The sequence below is a fragment of the Pseudogemmobacter faecipullorum genome (genome assembly GCF_020539525.1).
Lineage (GTDB): Bacteria > Pseudomonadota > Alphaproteobacteria > Rhodobacterales > Rhodobacteraceae > Pseudogemmobacter > Pseudogemmobacter faecipullorum.
Genome location: NZ_JACDXX010000027.1, coordinates 13254 through 30493 on the forward strand (window position 1 = coordinate 13254; position 17240 = coordinate 30493).

The 17240-nt window shown below is 62.7% G+C and carries 10 protein-coding genes; 7 read left to right on the forward strand and 3 right to left on the reverse strand.

Features of this window, described 5'->3' with window-relative positions; all coding sequences use genetic code 11:
* Window positions 1–66 precede the first annotated feature (66 nt).
* The 7 genes from H0485_RS18940 to H0485_RS18970 are packed head-to-tail and all read left to right on the forward strand — an operon-like array spanning window position 67 to window position 13982.
* Window positions 67–1629: an ADP-ribosylglycohydrolase family protein gene (locus H0485_RS18940; RefSeq protein ID WP_226937490.1), complete on the forward strand. Its 1563-nt coding sequence runs from the start codon at window positions 67–69 to the stop codon at window positions 1627–1629.
* Window positions 1574–2422 (forward strand): HEPN domain-containing protein, encoded by an 849-nt coding sequence (locus H0485_RS18945; RefSeq protein ID WP_226937491.1) that lies wholly within the window; start codon window positions 1574–1576, stop codon window positions 2420–2422. Before H0485_RS18940 ends, H0485_RS18945 begins: the two co-directional genes overlap by 56 nt.
* Window positions 2423–2464: 42 nt before the next feature.
* Window positions 2465–5011 carry a PD-(D/E)XK nuclease family protein gene (locus H0485_RS18950; protein ID WP_226937492.1) on the forward strand — a complete coding sequence of 849 codons (2547 nt, stop codon included), beginning with the start codon at window positions 2465–2467 and terminating at the stop codon, window positions 5009–5011.
* 2 nt (window positions 5012–5013) lie between these two features.
* Entirely contained in the window at window positions 5014–8205 is a 3192-nt protein-coding gene (locus tag H0485_RS18955; protein WP_226937493.1) for a UvrD-helicase domain-containing protein, read from the forward strand.
* The gene (locus H0485_RS18960; protein WP_226937494.1) at window positions 8192–9463 is read left to right on the forward strand and encodes a hypothetical protein; all 1272 of its coding nucleotides are present in this window, start codon (window positions 8192–8194) and stop codon (window positions 9461–9463) included. The genes H0485_RS18955 and H0485_RS18960 overlap by 14 nt, the downstream gene beginning before the upstream one ends.
* On the forward strand, window positions 9460–11403 hold the full coding sequence (locus tag H0485_RS18965) for a phospholipase D-like domain-containing protein (RefSeq protein ID WP_226937495.1): 1944 nt from the start codon (window positions 9460–9462) through the stop codon (window positions 11401–11403). The genes H0485_RS18960 and H0485_RS18965 overlap by 4 nt, the downstream gene beginning before the upstream one ends.
* On the forward strand, window positions 11400–13982 hold the full coding sequence (locus H0485_RS18970) for a DEAD/DEAH box helicase (RefSeq protein ID WP_226937496.1): 2583 nt from the start codon (window positions 11400–11402) through the stop codon (window positions 13980–13982). The genes H0485_RS18965 and H0485_RS18970 overlap by 4 nt, the downstream gene beginning before the upstream one ends.
* 29 nt (window positions 13983–14011) lie before the next feature.
* Here the strand turns inward: H0485_RS18970 and H0485_RS18975 are convergent, their stop codons facing one another.
* From H0485_RS18975 to H0485_RS18985, 3 genes are all read right to left on the reverse strand, one after another.
* Window positions 14012–15115: a Fic family protein gene (locus tag H0485_RS18975; protein WP_226937497.1), complete on the reverse strand. Its 1104-nt coding sequence runs from the start codon at window positions 15113–15115 to the stop codon at window positions 14012–14014.
* Window positions 15116–15360: 245 nt separating this feature from the next.
* Window positions 15361–15996 carry an SMC-Scp complex subunit ScpB gene (gene scpB / locus H0485_RS18980; protein ID WP_226937498.1) on the reverse strand — a complete coding sequence of 212 codons (636 nt, stop codon included), beginning with the start codon at window positions 15994–15996 and terminating at the stop codon, window positions 15361–15363.
* Between the two features lie 2 nt (window positions 15997–15998).
* Entirely contained in the window at window positions 15999–16916 is a 918-nt protein-coding gene (locus H0485_RS18985; RefSeq protein WP_226937499.1) for a DUF1403 family protein, read from the reverse strand.
* Window positions 16917–17240: the final 324 nt, after the last annotated feature.

The following is a 17240-nucleotide window of genomic DNA, read 5'->3' on the forward strand; positions in this document are numbered from 1 at the left end:
CAATGCGACCGATTTTGACGCATCGGGATAGTATCCCAGTGAGTGTCTTATTTAACGGAGCATGATTTGACGCGCACGAGCAGCACCCACCCCCTTCGCATTGACGAGATAGAGCTGGCCAATGGTCACATCGGCCTGACGTTTTGCCCCGGCAAGCAGGGCGACAGCGTTTTTGGCGCCCCATGGGCGCGGGATATGGCGATTGATCTTGATGCGATTGCGGCCTGGGACACGACGATTGTTGTGACCCTGATCGAAGAGCACGAGTTCGACCTGCTGGGCGTCCGAGTCTTGGGCGATGCGGTCAAAGCGCGTGGCATCGACTGGCTGCATTTTCCGATCCGTGATCTCGACGTGCCCGGCCCGGATACCGGCCTGCTGTGGCGTCGCCTGTCGGCCCGGATCCATGACCGGCTGGAACGCGGCGGCAAGGTGCTGATCCATTGTCGGGGTGGCCTTGGCCGGGCAGGCACCATCACTGCCCTTCTGCTGATGGAACGTGGTGATACGGCGACACGGGCCATTGGCAAAGTGCGCTTCGCCCGGCCCGGCACCATTGAGACGCGCGCACAAGAGGAATGGTTGCACGCCCAGGATATGGTGGCGGCTGGAAAGGTCCTGCAGGCCTGTCTCCTCGGCGGTGCCATTGGGGACAGTCTCGGGGCGGATATCGAATTCCAGTCACTCGCCTCGATCCAAAGGCGCTTCCCGACCGGGCTGCACGAGCTCCCGCCCTACGCCGGGCAGCGCGGCGCGATCACCGATGACACGCAAATGACCCTCTTCACGGCCGAGGGCATGATCCGGGCACAAATTCGGGGCCAATTGCGTGGCATCTGCCATCCACCCTCGGTCGTTCACCATGCCCTGTTGCGCTGGTATAGGACGCAAAGCGCCCAACCGCGCATGGAAACCGATGACATCGGCCTGATTGAGGACCGCCGCCTTTGGGCGCAATGTGCGCCGGGCATGACCTGCATGTCGGCGCTTGGCGCTGCGAGGCATTTCGGCGAGCCTGCCCGCAATGACAGCAAAGGCTGCGGCACGATCATGCGCGTGGCGCCAATCGCGCTGATGGCACCGCCCGATCAGATCTGGGCCTGGGCACGTGAAACCTCGGCCCTGACCCACGGGCACGTCACCGGCCAGCTGGCTGCGGCGGCCTGGGCGGAGATGCTGGCGGATGTCGCGGCAGGGGAAGCCCTTGAGGCCACCGCGCGCCGTATCGCCCAAGAATATTCCGTGATGGAAGGGGGCGAAGAGACCTCCCGCGCCATTCACGCCGCACTTGCCGTGCCGCGCGATGGCCGACCGGAAACCGTTGAAAGCCTTGGCGGCGGCTGGACCGCTGAAGAGGCACTGTCCATCGCGCTCTATGCCTGCCTTGCCGGCGAGGATCTGGACGACAGTCTGCGCATCGCCGTGACGCATGGCGGCGACAGCGATTCCACCGGCGCGATTGCCGGGAACATGCTGGGGGTCATTAACCCCGATGCGGTTCTGTCCCACCCGTGGGCCAGCACGATCCAGGGCGCGGATGTCATCCGCAGCCTGGCCCAGGACCATGCCAGGCTTGTGCTGGATCCGCGCGCTGCGGACATGCTGTCTGAATTCTATCCGGGCGGTTGAGCCGATGGCACATGTGAGAGACTCAATCCGCGCCGCAAGTCATGAAAATCCGCTGCTCTCTTTCCGCATTGACCACGACACCGAGGATGGGCTTCATGAACAGCGAAAGGCATTTCAGTTCGAGCCCTGCAACCGCATGTCACAATTCAATTATCTGCGCGAAAAGCTGCGGCGCCTGCGCGATCAGAGCTCCGCAGATCTCAATTTGCGCAGCCACCGTGCGGTAACATGGCTTTGCCGTTCTGATGAGGTTTTCGATACCGATCCCGATGCAGCGTTCATCTTTGCGTGGATTTCCTTCAATGCAGCTTATGCCCGCGATCTGGGGAATGATCCGGGTGGTCCGGCGCGCTCGGTATTTCAGGACTTCTTTACCGCGCTGGTCGCCGCCGACCCGAACGGTCGTATTGCCCATGAACTCTGGTATCAGCACGAAGGGCTGATTGCGCGCCTTCTGGACAACCGCTTTATCTTCAACCCGTTCTGGCGGTTCCACAATGGAGACTTGTCCTTTGTGGACTGGGAGGAGCGGTTCGACAGAGCCAAAGAGGTCGCCCGCGAAGCGATCGAGCGCGAGAATACGCCTCTGGTTCTCTCGATTGTCTTCGACAGGCTCTATGTCCTGCGCAATCAGCTGATCCATGGCGGCGCAACCCGGGGCAGCCGGGTCAATCGCAATCAAGTCAAGGACGGCACTGAAATCCTGCACTGCCTGATGCCGATCTTTATCGACACGATGGTTTCGGCAACGGATCTCGATTGGGGTGCCGCCCATTATCCGGTGATTGAGTGAGCGCGCTGATCTGAGCGATCTTAATTTTGGACTGAACAGCTTATGCATTACCCCTTTCTCGTCGCCGATCCCCGCTCCGGCCTGCATTACCGCCTGACCGATACCGGCCTTGCTGAGCTGACCCTCGCCCCCATAGCCACCGAATGGGCGCCGGGGCGGGCCATTGCCGAGGCGTCTGACCCGGTCTGGGCGGAAAGCCTCGCCAATGCACCGGTCGAGACGATTTCGGCGGTGACCGCCGCGCTGACGGATCTTGTGCTGACCACGCCGGATCTGAAGGTGCCGACCGTCGATCACCTGCCCGATAGCCGGGCCAGGCGGCATCTCCTGGCGCTGGTCGGGCTGTGGCAAAGGCTGGGAGATGCGCTGCCGGAGGGGCTGGCACCGATCCGCCATGTGCTGACCCTGCCGCATGGACGGTTCCTTGATCCCTTGTCGGTGGTTGAAGGATCGCTGGATCCTCTGGCTCCCGCTGCGATGCAGGCGCTTTTTGTCCGGTTGCGGGACGAGTTTGGCACTGTTCCCGCAAGCTCCTACACGCCGACGGCACCGGTAGGCAGCCGCCTACACGCACTGCAAGGCGGGGTCTCGGCGCAGGCGATCAATTCTCGCACGTTGGATGCCAGTCTCGCATTCTATGGTCTGCGCGATCCCGCCGCCTGTGCCGATTTCGCCGCCGCGCGCGCTCGTGCGCTGATCGAGGCCGGCGTTCCCGCCCGTGACATCGCCGTCCTGTCGGGCGATGATCCGCGCCAGATCGCCCGTGCCTTTGCAGCCCAGGGCGTGCCGCTCTCGGGCCTGCCGGGTCATTTGCCCGAGCGTGATATCATTGGCGAGGCCGCGCTGCATCTGGCACTGGCCAAGCGGCCGCCGACCCCGGCTATGGTCTTGGCAAGCCTTGCGCTTTCACCGCTGATGCCCTGGGCGGCGCTGACCGGGCGTGATCTGGCTGAAAGCCTGATGGGCGGCGATTTCCGGGGCACCATCCTCTCCGCCACGCCCGCGCATAAGGAATTGTGGGACGATATCCGCGCCTCGGCGGGCAGCCTGCAACAGCTGCGCTTCCTGCTGGACCGGATCTGCGAGCGGATCTCGCACGGCGATCAGGTCCGCGCGCGGCTGCCTGTCCCCGCAGGCGACGGCACGCCCGATTGGGAGGCGATCCTGGGTGGCATTCAGGTCATGCCGCCTACGGTTTCCGACCCCGACCGCAATCTCGAGGGCGTCAGCCTTTGGTCCGCCTTTGAGACACCCTGGCGCCCGTGCCGCCATCTGATCGTCTGCGATTTCTCCGACGGACTTTACCCGACCCGCCCGCGTGCCAATCCACTGTTCCTCGACAGCGAGATTGCGACCATCCGCGATGCGACGGGCCTTGCGCTTCGCGGCCGGGCGGCGGGGCTGGCCCAAGGCCTTCAGCTTTTTGACCAGCAGCTTCAGGCCGTATCCGCAAGCGTCACCTTCCTGATCCCATGGCGCGATCTGGCAGGCGGGCGCGTGCAACCCTCGGCAGGTCTTTCGCTCGTGGCGCGGGCCGTGGCGGGCGTCGAGGATGCGGCAGACCTCATCACTGATCTGTCGCGCCTGAACCCTGCCGATTGGCCGTTCGCCTGTCACAGCCTCGCGCCGGTGCCGGAACCCGCCGAACTGGCCGAGGCGCTTGATTTCGCCGGGCATGACCTGCTGTCCCTGCGGCGGCGCGATGACGGCACCGCCAAACCGCAATCGCCTTCGCGGTTGGAAACGCTTCTGGTCAGCCCGCTCGCCTGGCTTCTGGCCGAGATCGGGGCCGAGGATATGTCCTGGTCGGCCGAAGAACTCGACGTGATGGCCAGGGGCAATATCGCCCATGATGTCTTTGAACATGTTTTCCTGAAAGACCAACCGATCCCCGAACCGGAGGCGCTGACTGCGACGGTCGCCGAGGCCTATGACCGCGCGCTGACCCGGCACGCGGGCTATCTGCGCAGCCCGTCATGGGAGATGGAACGCCGGGGGCTGGAGCGTGAGATCATGGCAGCAGCCCTGCGCTGGCGTGAGCATCTGCTTGCGCTGCAAGCCAGGATCATCGGCAATGAAATCTGGCTGGCCGGTGAGGCGCATGGCATCAATCTGCACGGCAAGGCCGATGCGATCCTTGAATTGCCGGGTGGCGCGCTCCTGATCGTTGACCACAAGAAAAGCGGCACGAAAGGACGGCGGCAGCGGATGGAGGCAGGCTGGGATCTGCAGGCCGGACTATACGCCGATATGATCGCGAGGCCCACACGGCGCGAGGGGGATGGGATGGAACTCCTGATCGGCCGCAAGGTGGCGGTGGCCTATCACCTGATGAATGACGGCGGGCTGCTGACTTCGGGTCTGGCTTTGCCCGAGGGCTCGCCCGCCCGCGACATGGGTGACGCGGTGAATGCTGGCGCGGTTGCAAAGCTTGCGGAACGGTTGGCCGAACTCGGCGCGGGCCGGGTCGTGCTGAACACCTCTGAGGATGCCGCATTTTTAAAAAAGGAGGCAGGCTTTACCCCCTATGCGCTGACCGATGGCTCGGCCCTTGTCACCGCCTTTATCCGCCCGCTCAAAGAGGAATGACCATGCCCCTCATCAATGCAGATCATGGCCTGGTTATCGTTCCCGCAGGGGCCGGCGCGGGCAAGACCCATCGGATCAAGACCCAGTTGTCGGACTGGGTCAAACGCGGCATTGTCCGACCCGAACGCATTCTTGCCGTGACCTTCACCGAGGCCGCGGCAGGCGAATTGCGCGAGAGGATCCGCGCGGGTCTTCTGGCCGATGGGCTGGTGGCCGAGGCTATGGCGGTGGAGCGCGCCTATGTATCGACCATCCACGGCTTGGGTCTGCGCCTTTTGACCGAACATGCGCTGGCGGCTGGTGCCTCGCCGCAGCCGCGCCATCTGGGCGATGCGGAGCGCGACCTGCTGATCCGTCAGGCTTTGGCCCATGCCAGGGCGCTGGACCCGATCAAGGCCGAGCCCGAGCGGTTCGGTTATGCCCCGAACTTCGTGAAGGGCGAGACGGTCGAGGATTCCCTGCGCGGCCGGGTGCTGTCGATGATCGACCTCTTGCGCGGGCTTGGTGACAAGGGGCGCGATCCCGGTCTGATCGCCCCGGCACTGGCACGGCTCGATGCGGTTTACGGGCCGGTTCTGGATGACCCGGCGGCGGCGGGCGTCACACTCGGGGCCGCCGTTCAGGCCATGATCGCGGCCTTCCCCGAGGGCGGCATGGCCGGGATCACCGCCAAAACCAATGTCGAGAAGCTGGAGAATAACCTATCGCTTTTCAAACGCATAAATCGCGCGCCCGATCTTCTGGATCGCGATTGGCAGGTTTGGAATGATCTGCGCAGCCTGTTCGTCTCGAACAGAGCCAGCAAGACGCCCGAGGGTTATGACGAGCTCGCAACCGCCATTATGGCGGCGGCGGATCTGCTGCTTTCCCATCCCGGCCCGCTCACCGATGCCAGGCTGCACCTGTCCTGCCTGATCGCCTGCGCACAAGAGGTGATGGCGGCCTATGAGGCACGGAAAAAGGCGCTCGGCCTGATCGACTTCGCCGATATGATCACCGGGGCCGAGCACCTGCTGCGCACCGATCCCGCCGTTCGGCAGGCGGTGCTGGATGAGATCGACTGCGTCATCATCGACGAATTCCAGGATACCAACCCGGTGCAATTCGCGCTTCTGTGGCAGCTTGGCCAGCATGCGCCGCGCACTTTGCTGGTGGGGGATGTCAAACAGTCGATCATGGGCTTTCAGGGCGCCGATCCGCGCCTGTCGACAGCGCTTGCAGCGGCAAACCCCGATGCGACCCAGCCTTTGGACCGCAACTGGCGTTCAACGCCTTCGGTGATGCAATTCGTCAATGCGATGGGGGCGGGCCTCTTTGGCGCGGGCTATAACCCATTGGCACCGACCCGTGATCCGGTTGCGGGTCCGGCGATCGAGGTGCTGAACGCCACGCAGGGACGGCGCTCGCAAAAATATTCGCAGCCGCCAGAACATATCGCCGAGCGTATCGCCCGTATCCTGACTGAGGTCGAGACCGTCACTGACCGTCACAGCAAGACCGCCCGCCCGGTGCGGCCCTCGGATATCGCGCTTTTGGTCTGCCGCCACGCCACCGCCGCCCGCTATGCCGAGGAGCTGCGCGCCCGTGGCGTTCCGGTGCGGATTGCCGAGGATGGCTGGGCACAAAGCCCGGTGATTGTTGCGGCCCGCGCGGCACTGGCCTTTGCCGCCAACCCGGCGGACATCCATTCCGGGCTGCTCTTGCGCACGCTTGGCCCGGACCCGTTGCCCTTGCAAGACGCACTATCCGCCCAGATCGACGGGCGGCTGGCAGATGATCCGGTGCTGATGCGGCTGGCCGGGCTCTCCGACCTTTTGGCACGCCTGCCGGTGGGGGCCGGGCTTGATCTGGTGCTGGACGCCGCCGGCCTGCGCCTTTGGGCCGAGCGTCAGCCTGACGCCGCCCAGTCCCGCGCCGATCTTTTGCGACTTGAGGCCGAGGCGGGTGAATTCGAGGCCGCGCATCGCGACCTCAAATCCGCCTCGGGGTTCCATGGAGAGACGGCAAAAGTCTTCCTTGGCTGGCTCAACGCGCGCGCGGGCGAGCGTGATTTCGACCGCCGCCCCAATCCTGCAGCCAATAGCGCCGAGGCCGTGGAAATCGTCACCTGGCACGCCTCAAAGGGGCGCGAATGGCCGATCACTGTGGTCGCCGAGTTCGACTATGGCATCGAAGAACGTGCGGGTTCCACCGCCACTCGGTTCGACGCGCTGGACCGGATCGACGATATGACCGTGGTTCTTGGATCTGCTGCCCTGATCCACACCCCCGGCTTTGCCGCCCCCGAGGCCACCCGCCGTTTCATCGAGGACCGCCGGGCGGATTTCGAGGCCAATGCAAGGAACCTTCTCTATGTCGCCCTGACCCGCGCCCGCGACAGGCTGGTGCTGGAATGGCCGGGGTTCCTCAAGGACCGCGAAGAGGATGCGCCAGAGGCTGCGAACCTGTTCCACATCCTGTCGGACAGTTGCGCGCCGGAGATCGGAACGGGCAGCCTGCGGATCAATGGCGTCGATTGCCCTGCGGTCATCACGCAACTGCCGGAACAGGCGGGATTTACCGAATATGCAGGCGGTGCAGAGGCCCCGGCGCTGCGCTTTGGCGCCGCTGCACCTTTGCCCATGACACCCTTGACGCCTTGGCGTCTGCAACCTTCGCAAACCCGCAGCGCGGGAGTGCCGCCCGTGTCTCGCCGTGTCGATATTGGAGCACCCTGGCCACAGACACTGAACGATGCCACGCGAGGCACCGCTTTGCATCTGGCGCTGCGCACATACCTGACCCGGCCCGATCTGGCGCAGGCTTTGGCACCCGCAACCGAGTTTGATGACGCCACACTCGCGCTGGTGGCCGAGCGTGCCAGGGCGCTCAAAACCTGGCTTTCCGATCAGGGTTATACCGAGCTGCAAGCCGAGATCTCGGTGCTTGGCCAGACCGCCGAGGGCGCAGAGATCCCCGGCACCATCGACCTTTTGGCCATTGGCCCGCAGGGTTGCCTGCTGATCGACCACAAATCCGGCGGTGATGGAGAAGGTTTCGGCCCCTATTGGCCGCAACTCTCCAGCTATGCCGGTCTGCTGGCCGGCCTATATCCGCAGCATCCGCTGCAGGGCGTGGCCGTGTTCTGGATCGACCATGGAAGGCTGGAACTGGCCGAGCTGGAAGCAACGGTGACGCAAAATGAGCCCGTCTGAAAGCTGGGGGATCATAGAACACGAAAACCTTGGCCATCCGCGTAGCCGCCGCGACCTTGGGCTGGCGGCGGTCGTGCGTTTTGCCAATGATTACGCGGTGCCTGGTCTTGCCGGGCTGTCGTTCCTGCGCAGTATCGTGTGGTCTTTGATCGGAATCGAGTTCGCAGCCGTCCAACGCGCGGCAGGAAATCAGGTCAATCCATCAGCCATGGCCGAAGGGCTCGAGGCCCTGGCCTGTTGGAACAGCATCCGGAATGGTGTGGACGACGACAAGGCCTACCGCATTCGTGGTGCACGTAAGCTCCAAAGGATCAAAAATGCCAAAGAACTTAGACTGACAGATCTCGCCCGCGGGCAAGGCTATGTCAGTCAGCCCATCCGAATGGGTATGGGTGCCTGCCTTCCCCGGCTTGGCCTGGTCGAAGCCAGGAGCACCCGATTCAACAGTTTTGAGTTGAACGACAGGGGGAGACATTTTCTGCTTTTGGCGCTTGGGCGCGCCGACACAAGCAAAGCAATTCCGAAGCTGTGGTCATGGTTGGGCGGTGCGTCTTGGAAAGAGAAGCATGGGGAGAAAGAGCTGAAACTCATTTCCCCGATGCAGCCCCTGCCCGTGGAGCTACGGCAGTATTTCTCTGGCTTGATGGCGAGTGTTGGCGCCGAAGAAGATCGCGCAATGCGAAGCGCGCTATGGCAGGCCTGCCGCGAACTCCTCAAGGATGCCACGCTTGATGAGGATGCTATGGCTGCGGCGATCAGCACGCAGGTTGCAGAGAGCGACCCCGCAAAAGCAGAGCGGCTTGACTGGGCTCAGGACTTTTTCGCGACCTATGCTGCCGCCTTTGCCGTCCTTGACCGGGTGCAGGCACAGCTCTCGGATACGAACGGCGGACGAGCAGGGGTTACCAATTTGTTAGAGAGCCAAACCCTGCAAGATCGGCTGAATTCACTTCGATCCATGGCACGCCAGTTCAAAGCCCGGCGAGGCCCCCAGTCTCCACCATCGGAGCTGGCACCCTTTATCATGGAAATTTGCTCACATGACGATGACGCCGCTTTATTGCGTGATCTGGTCAGGCGAGATGATATTGTCCTGCGGCTGGAGGATAGCACAGTCAGCCTGCATCCAGACCATAAGGCTGACAGCAGCCCCGCGGGCGATGGCGCGCCTGACGACGAACCGGATGAGCCGCCCATGCGCCTCTATCGCCTGCACAACCTGTGCCGGCTTGCGCGGGAAGCGATGCAAGACGCATGACAGCTCTGCTTGATCTATTCGCTCCGCCGCCCGGTTATACAGGCCATTTCGGCTGGATCTGCGGTTTCACCGCCGATGGTCGCGTCATGCGCGAAATCGCCGATCGGTTCACCATCGGCGCCGGCAGTTTTGCCACAACCTTTCAGCGGCCCGCGCTTTTGCTGATGACCGATCACGCATCGCCGCAGATCACCGCCGACCGGGCGCCGGGCATGTATCACGTGACACTGGCACCAAGTTGGCGCCAGCGGTTCCGCGGTCGCGGTATTTTCCACGCCAAGGTGGCGCTACTGCATTTCTCTGGCACGACATCGAAGGACCCCGCCGCACGGCGCGACATCTTTCGTCTGGTCGTCTCGACCGGCAACTGGACCAGAGAAACCCTGGAGCGAAACATCGACCTGTTCTGGTCTGTTGAGTTTCCGCATTCGGATCCGGCGGCCGAGAGCCAGAACCTTGCGGATATCATGGTGGCCCGGGACATGTTCACCGGCCTGCAGCCCCATCTGTCGCTTTACCCTTGGGCTGCGGCAAGTGGTGGCGAAGCCATGCAGGTTCCTTACGCAGACACATTGCGCCTGCTGAACGCGCTCAAGGCTCCTCCGGGTGTGACACCACGCTTCTTTCATTCGCTCGATCAGCCGTTGCGCAAGCCGCTTCTTGAACGGTTCGGCGGGTCACAGTCCGAACCCCTCACCATTCTTGGTTCGGGATTTTTTGCCGGCGGCGATCCGGCACCAGTCAGATCGTCACAGCCACAAGGCGCAGAGGCCTTTCTGCGCGAACTGGTCAGTGACCTGAGCGGCCAGGACGAAGCTAAACCCGTCTTTACCGTGTTGAACCCCGATGCCTGTCAGGGCCTCGCTACCGCTGCCGCTGCCCTGAAAGCCCGCCGGTGGCGTTTCTTTCGCCCAAGGTTTCCGGACGGCAATGACGGGTCACAGGGCAAGCTCCACGCCAAATTCATCTATCGGGGAAAGAAAGACAGGCTCAAGGGGCAGCTCTATATCGGTTCGGGCAATCTCACCCCCGCAGGCATGGGGGCTTCCACCGGCACCGGGCTTTGGAACTTTGAGGCCGGTGTGGTGATACCCGTAGACAAGCAGGGCACGCCCGATCTGCATCTCCCATACAGTCCCAACGAAGATATAGACCTTAATACAGAGCTCAAAGCGGGTGGGCCTTTCGAAATGGCCAATGAATTCAGCGGCGATTGCCCGCTCACCCACTTCAGGCTCATTGAAGACAGCGCCGGGCTTTGGCTGGAACCACGCCCTGTGCCCTCTGATTTCCGTGGTATCAGCCTCAGCCATTCGGGAGGCAACTGGCAGCCCCTGTCTGAACGGATTGCGCTTGATCCAGAGAGGCTGCCGCCAGCCTTGGTCCGGCTGCGTTGGTCGTCAGGCGGTGACGACACGGCGAATGTCGCGGTTCCGGTTCTGAATGAACGCGGCTTGCAGGTGGTGCCCGAAGCTCAGCATCGGCGGCTTGAGGATGTGTGGGATGCCCTGATGCAGATGGCGGCCACCGGCCGCGAGCCTGAACCCGAGCCCCCTGAAGACGACGAAGACGATGAGGGCAGGCGCAACGGCAGCAGAGGGCAGAGCGCAACCGCAAGGCCAGCCACATACGCGACACGGCGCCTCATGGCTGTGATTACCGCATTGGGTGAGGTCCAGGCCGAAATGCCAGCAGGTCAAACAAGGCTATGGGCCAACCGCCTGATCGAACATGGGCGATCCCTTGCGCGCACCGAAGGCGACGTTCTGCGCACCCTGAAGGATATGCAACTCAACCCGTTCCGGCACCTGGGACGCGCCGAGTTCATGCCTCTGGGTCTGAACAACGAAGAAGTCCGCATTCTACATGACGCCCATGCCGAGGCGGCGCGGCTCTGGGGTGTCAGGGGATTTGCGGGTTTCGACGGGGTACTGTCATGACAATCTGGCCCAGCGATGACAATCGGACCGGCGTTTATCGGCAGATCAACGAGCTACTGAAAGGGTTCAGCCGCCCGCTGCCGTCTGGGTCCGGGAGTGGCACCGATCAAGCCTGGCTGGACGCAGGTCAGCGCGCCACACTGGCCGCCCTGCAGAATCGCCTGTGCGAAAGGGACCTTCCCGGGGCCATCATTGCCGATGAGGTTGGCATGGGCAAAACCCGGATTGCCGTCGCATTGGCCTGTGCCGTCGTCCGCGCCAGCGGGCGCGTTGTCGTGGCTGTGCCCCCGGGGCTGCTTCACCAGTGGCGGGAAGAGTTTCACAAGACGTTCCGCGCGGCCAAGGAAGACCCGCCCGAGATCCCCGAAATACGTTCGTTGCGGGATCTGTATTCTGATGACAGCCGATCCCTGAGGAGCGCCCCGGTTCTGCTGCTTCCCCACGGCCTATTGAATTTTCAGATGAAGAATGGCTGGGGCAGTCAGCGGCTGCGAACACTATATCAGGACCACATTGCCGGGCGCGAACGGTTCTCGCGCATGATCCCCGCCGACGAGAAGCAGATCATCGGCGATCATGTTGGCAGATTGGCAAACGATCATGCACTGCAACCTGAAGAGCTGCAATCCGGGGGCACCGGACGCGAGGCATTCATCAGCTTCACGCTGTCGTTGCTTGGTGGCTTTGATCTGGTGATCATCGACGAGGCGCATAAAAGCAAAGACGATGCCTCTGCCGAGCGTGAGAACGCCCACCGCAGCACGCTTGCGCAATTGCTTCTGCGTCTGGTTCGGCAAGACCGCGTGAAGAATGTCCCGCCCCGCCGCCTTTGCCTGACCGCGACCCCGTTTGAGCTTGGCCCGGATAACTGGCGGCAGATCCTTCTGCGCGCAGGGGTTGATGACGAGATAGCACAGTCCTGTGGCAAGGCATCAGAGAAGTTCCTTGCGGCGGCGAAAGCTGTCCAGCTTCTGCCCGGCCCGGCAACCGCAGAGGCTTTCAGGATTGCCGCGACGGAGTTCCACGAGCAGCTTTCTCCCTGGATGCTACGCCGCCGCAAGGCTGTCCCCGGCAATGACAGCGTCCTTGAACGCTATATCAGCAAGCATGGACCGGATTACCGTGACCGCAGTCAAAGGATCACCGCCGAGGTGACCAGTAAAGACTGGTCGGTCGCCGTGATGGCTGTCGAAGCCCTGTCGCTCATGCCGGCAACCGGGCTCGCGGCGCAAAAGCGTCTGCGGCTGGCGCTCGCGCGTGGATTTTCGCTCGCATCCGCGTTTGATGCGGTGGAGAAGCCGGAGAAAGGCGATTGGCGGGACAGCGACGAACACACACTGTCTGCCCCCGGCCGTGGCCCGGTCACCAACCGGCAAGAGGATCGGCGGCGCGAACGGGCCGGGTTTTGGCTGGAGCGACTGAAACCTGCCGCCGCCGATCCCTATGCGCACCCAACGCTGCTTGCGGCCGTCAGGGCGATTGAAAAGATCGCGATACGATCAGAGGCCCCGGAAAAGGTTCTGGTTTTCGGCATTTTCACCCAGGCGATGCGGCGCCTGACCGATCTGTTGAACGCCCGAGAGATGATCCGGCGCCTGATGATCTTTTCGCAAAACCCGGATGCCCCGTTCAAAACCTGGCACTGGCCCGGAGAAACCATCCCCGTGGATGCCCAGTTCCGCGAGGCGCTCGCGGCCGCCCTTCAAATGGCCGATATGCGTAGCCTTGTGGGCAATGCCGATATCGACACGCTGTCGGGCCTGATGCAGCGACAATACGACAAATACCGCTCGCAGCGTTCCAGAGCCCTCGACGATGTGAGGATTTATGTCACCGAAACACTTGGACCACAGATCGGCCTGGCCGTGCAGACGGAAAAGCTTGTCCTGCCGCTGACACAGGCGCTGATCGAAATCATGGATGATCAAGAACTCCGGCACGGGCGCTCGACCGTTGCCGAGGCCTGGGACGCATTTCGAAAAGAAAACCTGCCCAATAACGAGGAGGATGAAGACGGAGCCTCGGATCCGGACCAGAATCTGACATCACGCATCAAGCTGGCTCTGACTGATTTTGATGGTCGTAACGGCTTTTTTGCCCGTCGGCTGGCCGGCGGTATGGGGCCCGCAGCAAAGCAACACCTGCAAACGGCGTTTAACCGGCGCGCAAGCTGGCCCATGGTTCTTGTCGCGCAATCCAGTGTTGGCCGTGAGGGCCTGAACCTTCACACATCCTGCCGTACCGTGGTGCTGTTCCAGCCGGAATGGAACCCCGGCGTGGTCGAGCAGCAGATCGGGCGGGTCGACCGGATCGGCTCGCTCTGGGAAGAGATGGTCTCGCAGCACCGGGGCAACACTGAACCGCCGAAGATCCGGATCTTGCCCGTCGAACTCCCCGGCTCTTACGACGAACATAACTGGAAGGTTCTGAATGACAGATGGGACAGCTATCGCGCCCAGATGAACGGCGAGGTGTTTGGCTCAGCGAAATCTATGGATCAAGCGTCATGCGAGGTGACAGAGGTCGTTCGCAACGCAACTCCCGACTTCTCTCCGCTGCCCGGTGCTCCGGAAACATGACCTCGACACGGGTTCTCCGCTAAGGCCCGTTAGGCATTCAGCAACCAATACCGGGTATGTCGGCGCTCGCCTGTTCGCGTAAGGGCACCCATCTCCACAAGGTCCTGCAGGTCTCGGGTCGCTGTCGCCCGTGACGTGCCAGTAATAGAGATATAGTTCTCGGCACTGAGCCCACCTCGGAAACCTTCCAGCCCTTCACGGAACACGCGCTCGACCACTTTCGCCTGCCGCTCGTTCAACCTGCCCCGCAGCCGGTCATAGAACCTTGCCTTGGAAATGAAGAACGCGACACGCTCCAGTGTGGCTTGCTGCGCCTTGAGGACTGTCTCGCCAAACCAGAGAAGCCACGGCGTCACGTCCAAAGTCTTCTGATGGGTTTCAAGCTGCTCGTAATAGGCCCTTCGATCGCGTTCGATCGTATAGGCGAGCGCGATCAGGCTGGGCTGACCGATGTTCTGAGCCAGCGACTTCTCCGCCAGAGCGCGGCCAAGACGACCGTTGCCATCCTCAAAGGGGTGAATGCTTTCGAACCACAGATGCCCAAGTGCAGCCCGGCTCAGCGCCGCGACAGGTGCCGCTCCTTCCGGAGCGGATGCGTTGAACCAGGCAACGAAGCTGTCCATCTCGGCAGGCACATGAGCGGATGGCGGTGCCTCAAAATGCACGCGCTGCCGGTCGATACGGCCGGACACGATCTGCATCGCGTCGCTGTGTTTGCGATAGGCACCGACGATTTCAAGGTGTCGGTCATGGGACAAGAGCATCCCATGCCAGCGGCAAAGCGTGTCGTGATCCAACTGTTCGGCATAGCGCGAGTAGACATCGACCATCATCTCGGCGATGCCCTCTTCACGTGCATTCACAAGCGTGCCATCGATCGCCAGCCCGAACTGGCGCCGCAGCGAGGATTGGACGCTTGAACGGTCCAAGACCTCGCCCTCGATCGCGCTTGTCCGCATAGCCTCTTCGCTCAGAAGCTCGATCCGCAGGCGATCCCGATCATCGCCCGTGACATGGCGAACAGCGCCGACGATCTCGCCAGACGAGATCAGGAACTTCTCCTCAAGAGGCTTGACTGCCTCGTCGTCATATCGAAAACGCGGCCAGTCTTCCTGGGTCCAGTTCCAGCGCATGAGTTATAGAGCCTCCATCTATCGCTCATATTATAGGGTCTTTTCGAGTTATAGAAGTCCCATCTATACCTCATCTTACATCGCGCGCGCTGAGCGGGCTTATCAGTTTTGCCCTTTGCGAACCCTGAACCGGCTCGTGTTACAAATCCTCCACTCAATCTCGATGTTCTCAGAGGTTTTGCCACCCGTATTCGCGGAGCACGGCCCCCCGAACCGATCACCCATACTAACGCGTGAACGAAGGGTCATTCGTCTTCGCCCGAAGTCGGCAGATCCAGCGCGATGTCAGCCGCTGGCTTCAGCAGTCCCGCATCTTCCAGCGCCTCGAGGTCCGGGAGGTCTCGCAGGGTTTCCAGCCCGAACTGCACCAAGAACCCCGGCGTTGTGACATAGGTGTAGGGCGCACCGGGTTCGGGGCTACGCGGACCTCGGGCGATCAGCGCCTGGCCGGGCAGCCGTGCAATCAAATCTCGGCTGACCTCGCGGCCGGTCAGGCGCGAGATCGCACGACGGGTCACCGGCTGCATATAGGCGATGATGGTCAGGACAAGCGCTTCATTCTGGGTGAGATCGCGAACAGCTTCACCCTCGCCGAGCGCGGCCCGGATCGCCGCCGAATGTTGCGGCCTCGTGCGGAACTGCCAGCCGCCTGCGATGCGGGCAATCTCATAGGGTCGCCCCACGAGTTCGGCAGCAATGTCCTCGATCAGCAGGTCCAGCGCGCAATCCCGACCGACCACTCGGGCGAGCACCTCCCGCCCCACCGGCTCGGAGGCCGTGAATAGCACAGCCTCAACCCGCGCCATCCATTCCCGCCAGCGCAACGCCTGCGGCAGCTCGGCGAGTTCGGTGTCCATTGGCTCGGCGGTTTTCGGGGCCATGGTCACAACCCGTAAAGCCGAAACGTCGGTCGCCCGGTCAGTTCACGCACCAACCCCAGCGAGGTCAGCCGATCAAAGAGCCGCCGCGCCGCACGATCACTGGCCTCGGCCCCCGCCTGAGCCGCCAGCGCATCCTCCGTCAGGAGCCCGGTGGTGATGGATGCTGTATCCTTTCCCGGCCGCCGCAAATGCGCGGCGCGCAATGCATCGGCACGGCGGGTCAGCTCGATGTGCAGATCGAAGGCGGCAACCGCCCCCCTGCCCCAGGCACTCGCGCAGGCCGCAAGCCACGCCTCCCCTTCCAGCCGGAGGGCTGCCCGCGGCAAATGAGCGGCGAGCAGCGGCACCGGCCGGTCCCAGCCGAGTGCCCGAGCCAAAAGCGCATCCGCCAGCCAGAGCGCCAAGCCGCGATGGGCCGGGCCTAGAGCGAGAATCTCGCGCCCGGTTTCAGCGGCAAAGCGCAGCGGGGGCTTGCGGCCGACAAATCGAGCACCGAGGTCGCGCAAAATCTCCGCGCTCGGCTCGGGTGGCAGGTCAAAGAAGCCGGGCAAGCGCGCGGGCCACTCCGCGGATCTCAACGCCCGCGCCTCGCCCAAGGCGCGCCAGCCGATCAGCATCCGCCCGGCGGGTCCGGGATCATCACCGGGTTTGCGCAGTGCGAAGGCGTCCCGCAGCTGCGCCTCACCTTCCCGGCGCCCTTCCAGTTGGGAAACTGCCGCCGCGCTCGAGAGCGCCAGCCGTTTGCGCCAGAGGATGCCAACCGGGTCCTCGGACCGGGCAATCGGGTCCAGCACAGCAAGGGCGGCCCCGGCGGAAAACATCGCTGTTTCAAGATCATCGCGGCCAGCGCCCTGCCGGATCCATCGCGGCAGGGCCGGAGGGTTTGAGGGAGGCAGGGGAGATTTTGTGGCAGCTTTCATGGCGGGACGCTACCAAATATCGGCGCTTTATGCCATTTTGTCTTTCAATATCCGCCGCGCCTGTCATTCCCATATAATATCCAATAAGGTTGCATTATCGGATGTTTTCCTTTTTCTTAGGAGAAACACATGCAAAAACAGATACTTAGTGTCGGATGGCCCGAGTTCGTGAGATTCAAGCACAGTGCGGAAGGTTGGGCAGTGTCGCAAAGTTTCTGGTTTCTTCGACGACCTTTGATATGCCATTGTTTTCGGGCAGTTGGGGAGAGGCTCGGGGCGTGATCGAGTTCAAGGGCGTGCATTATCCGAAGTCGGTGATCCTTT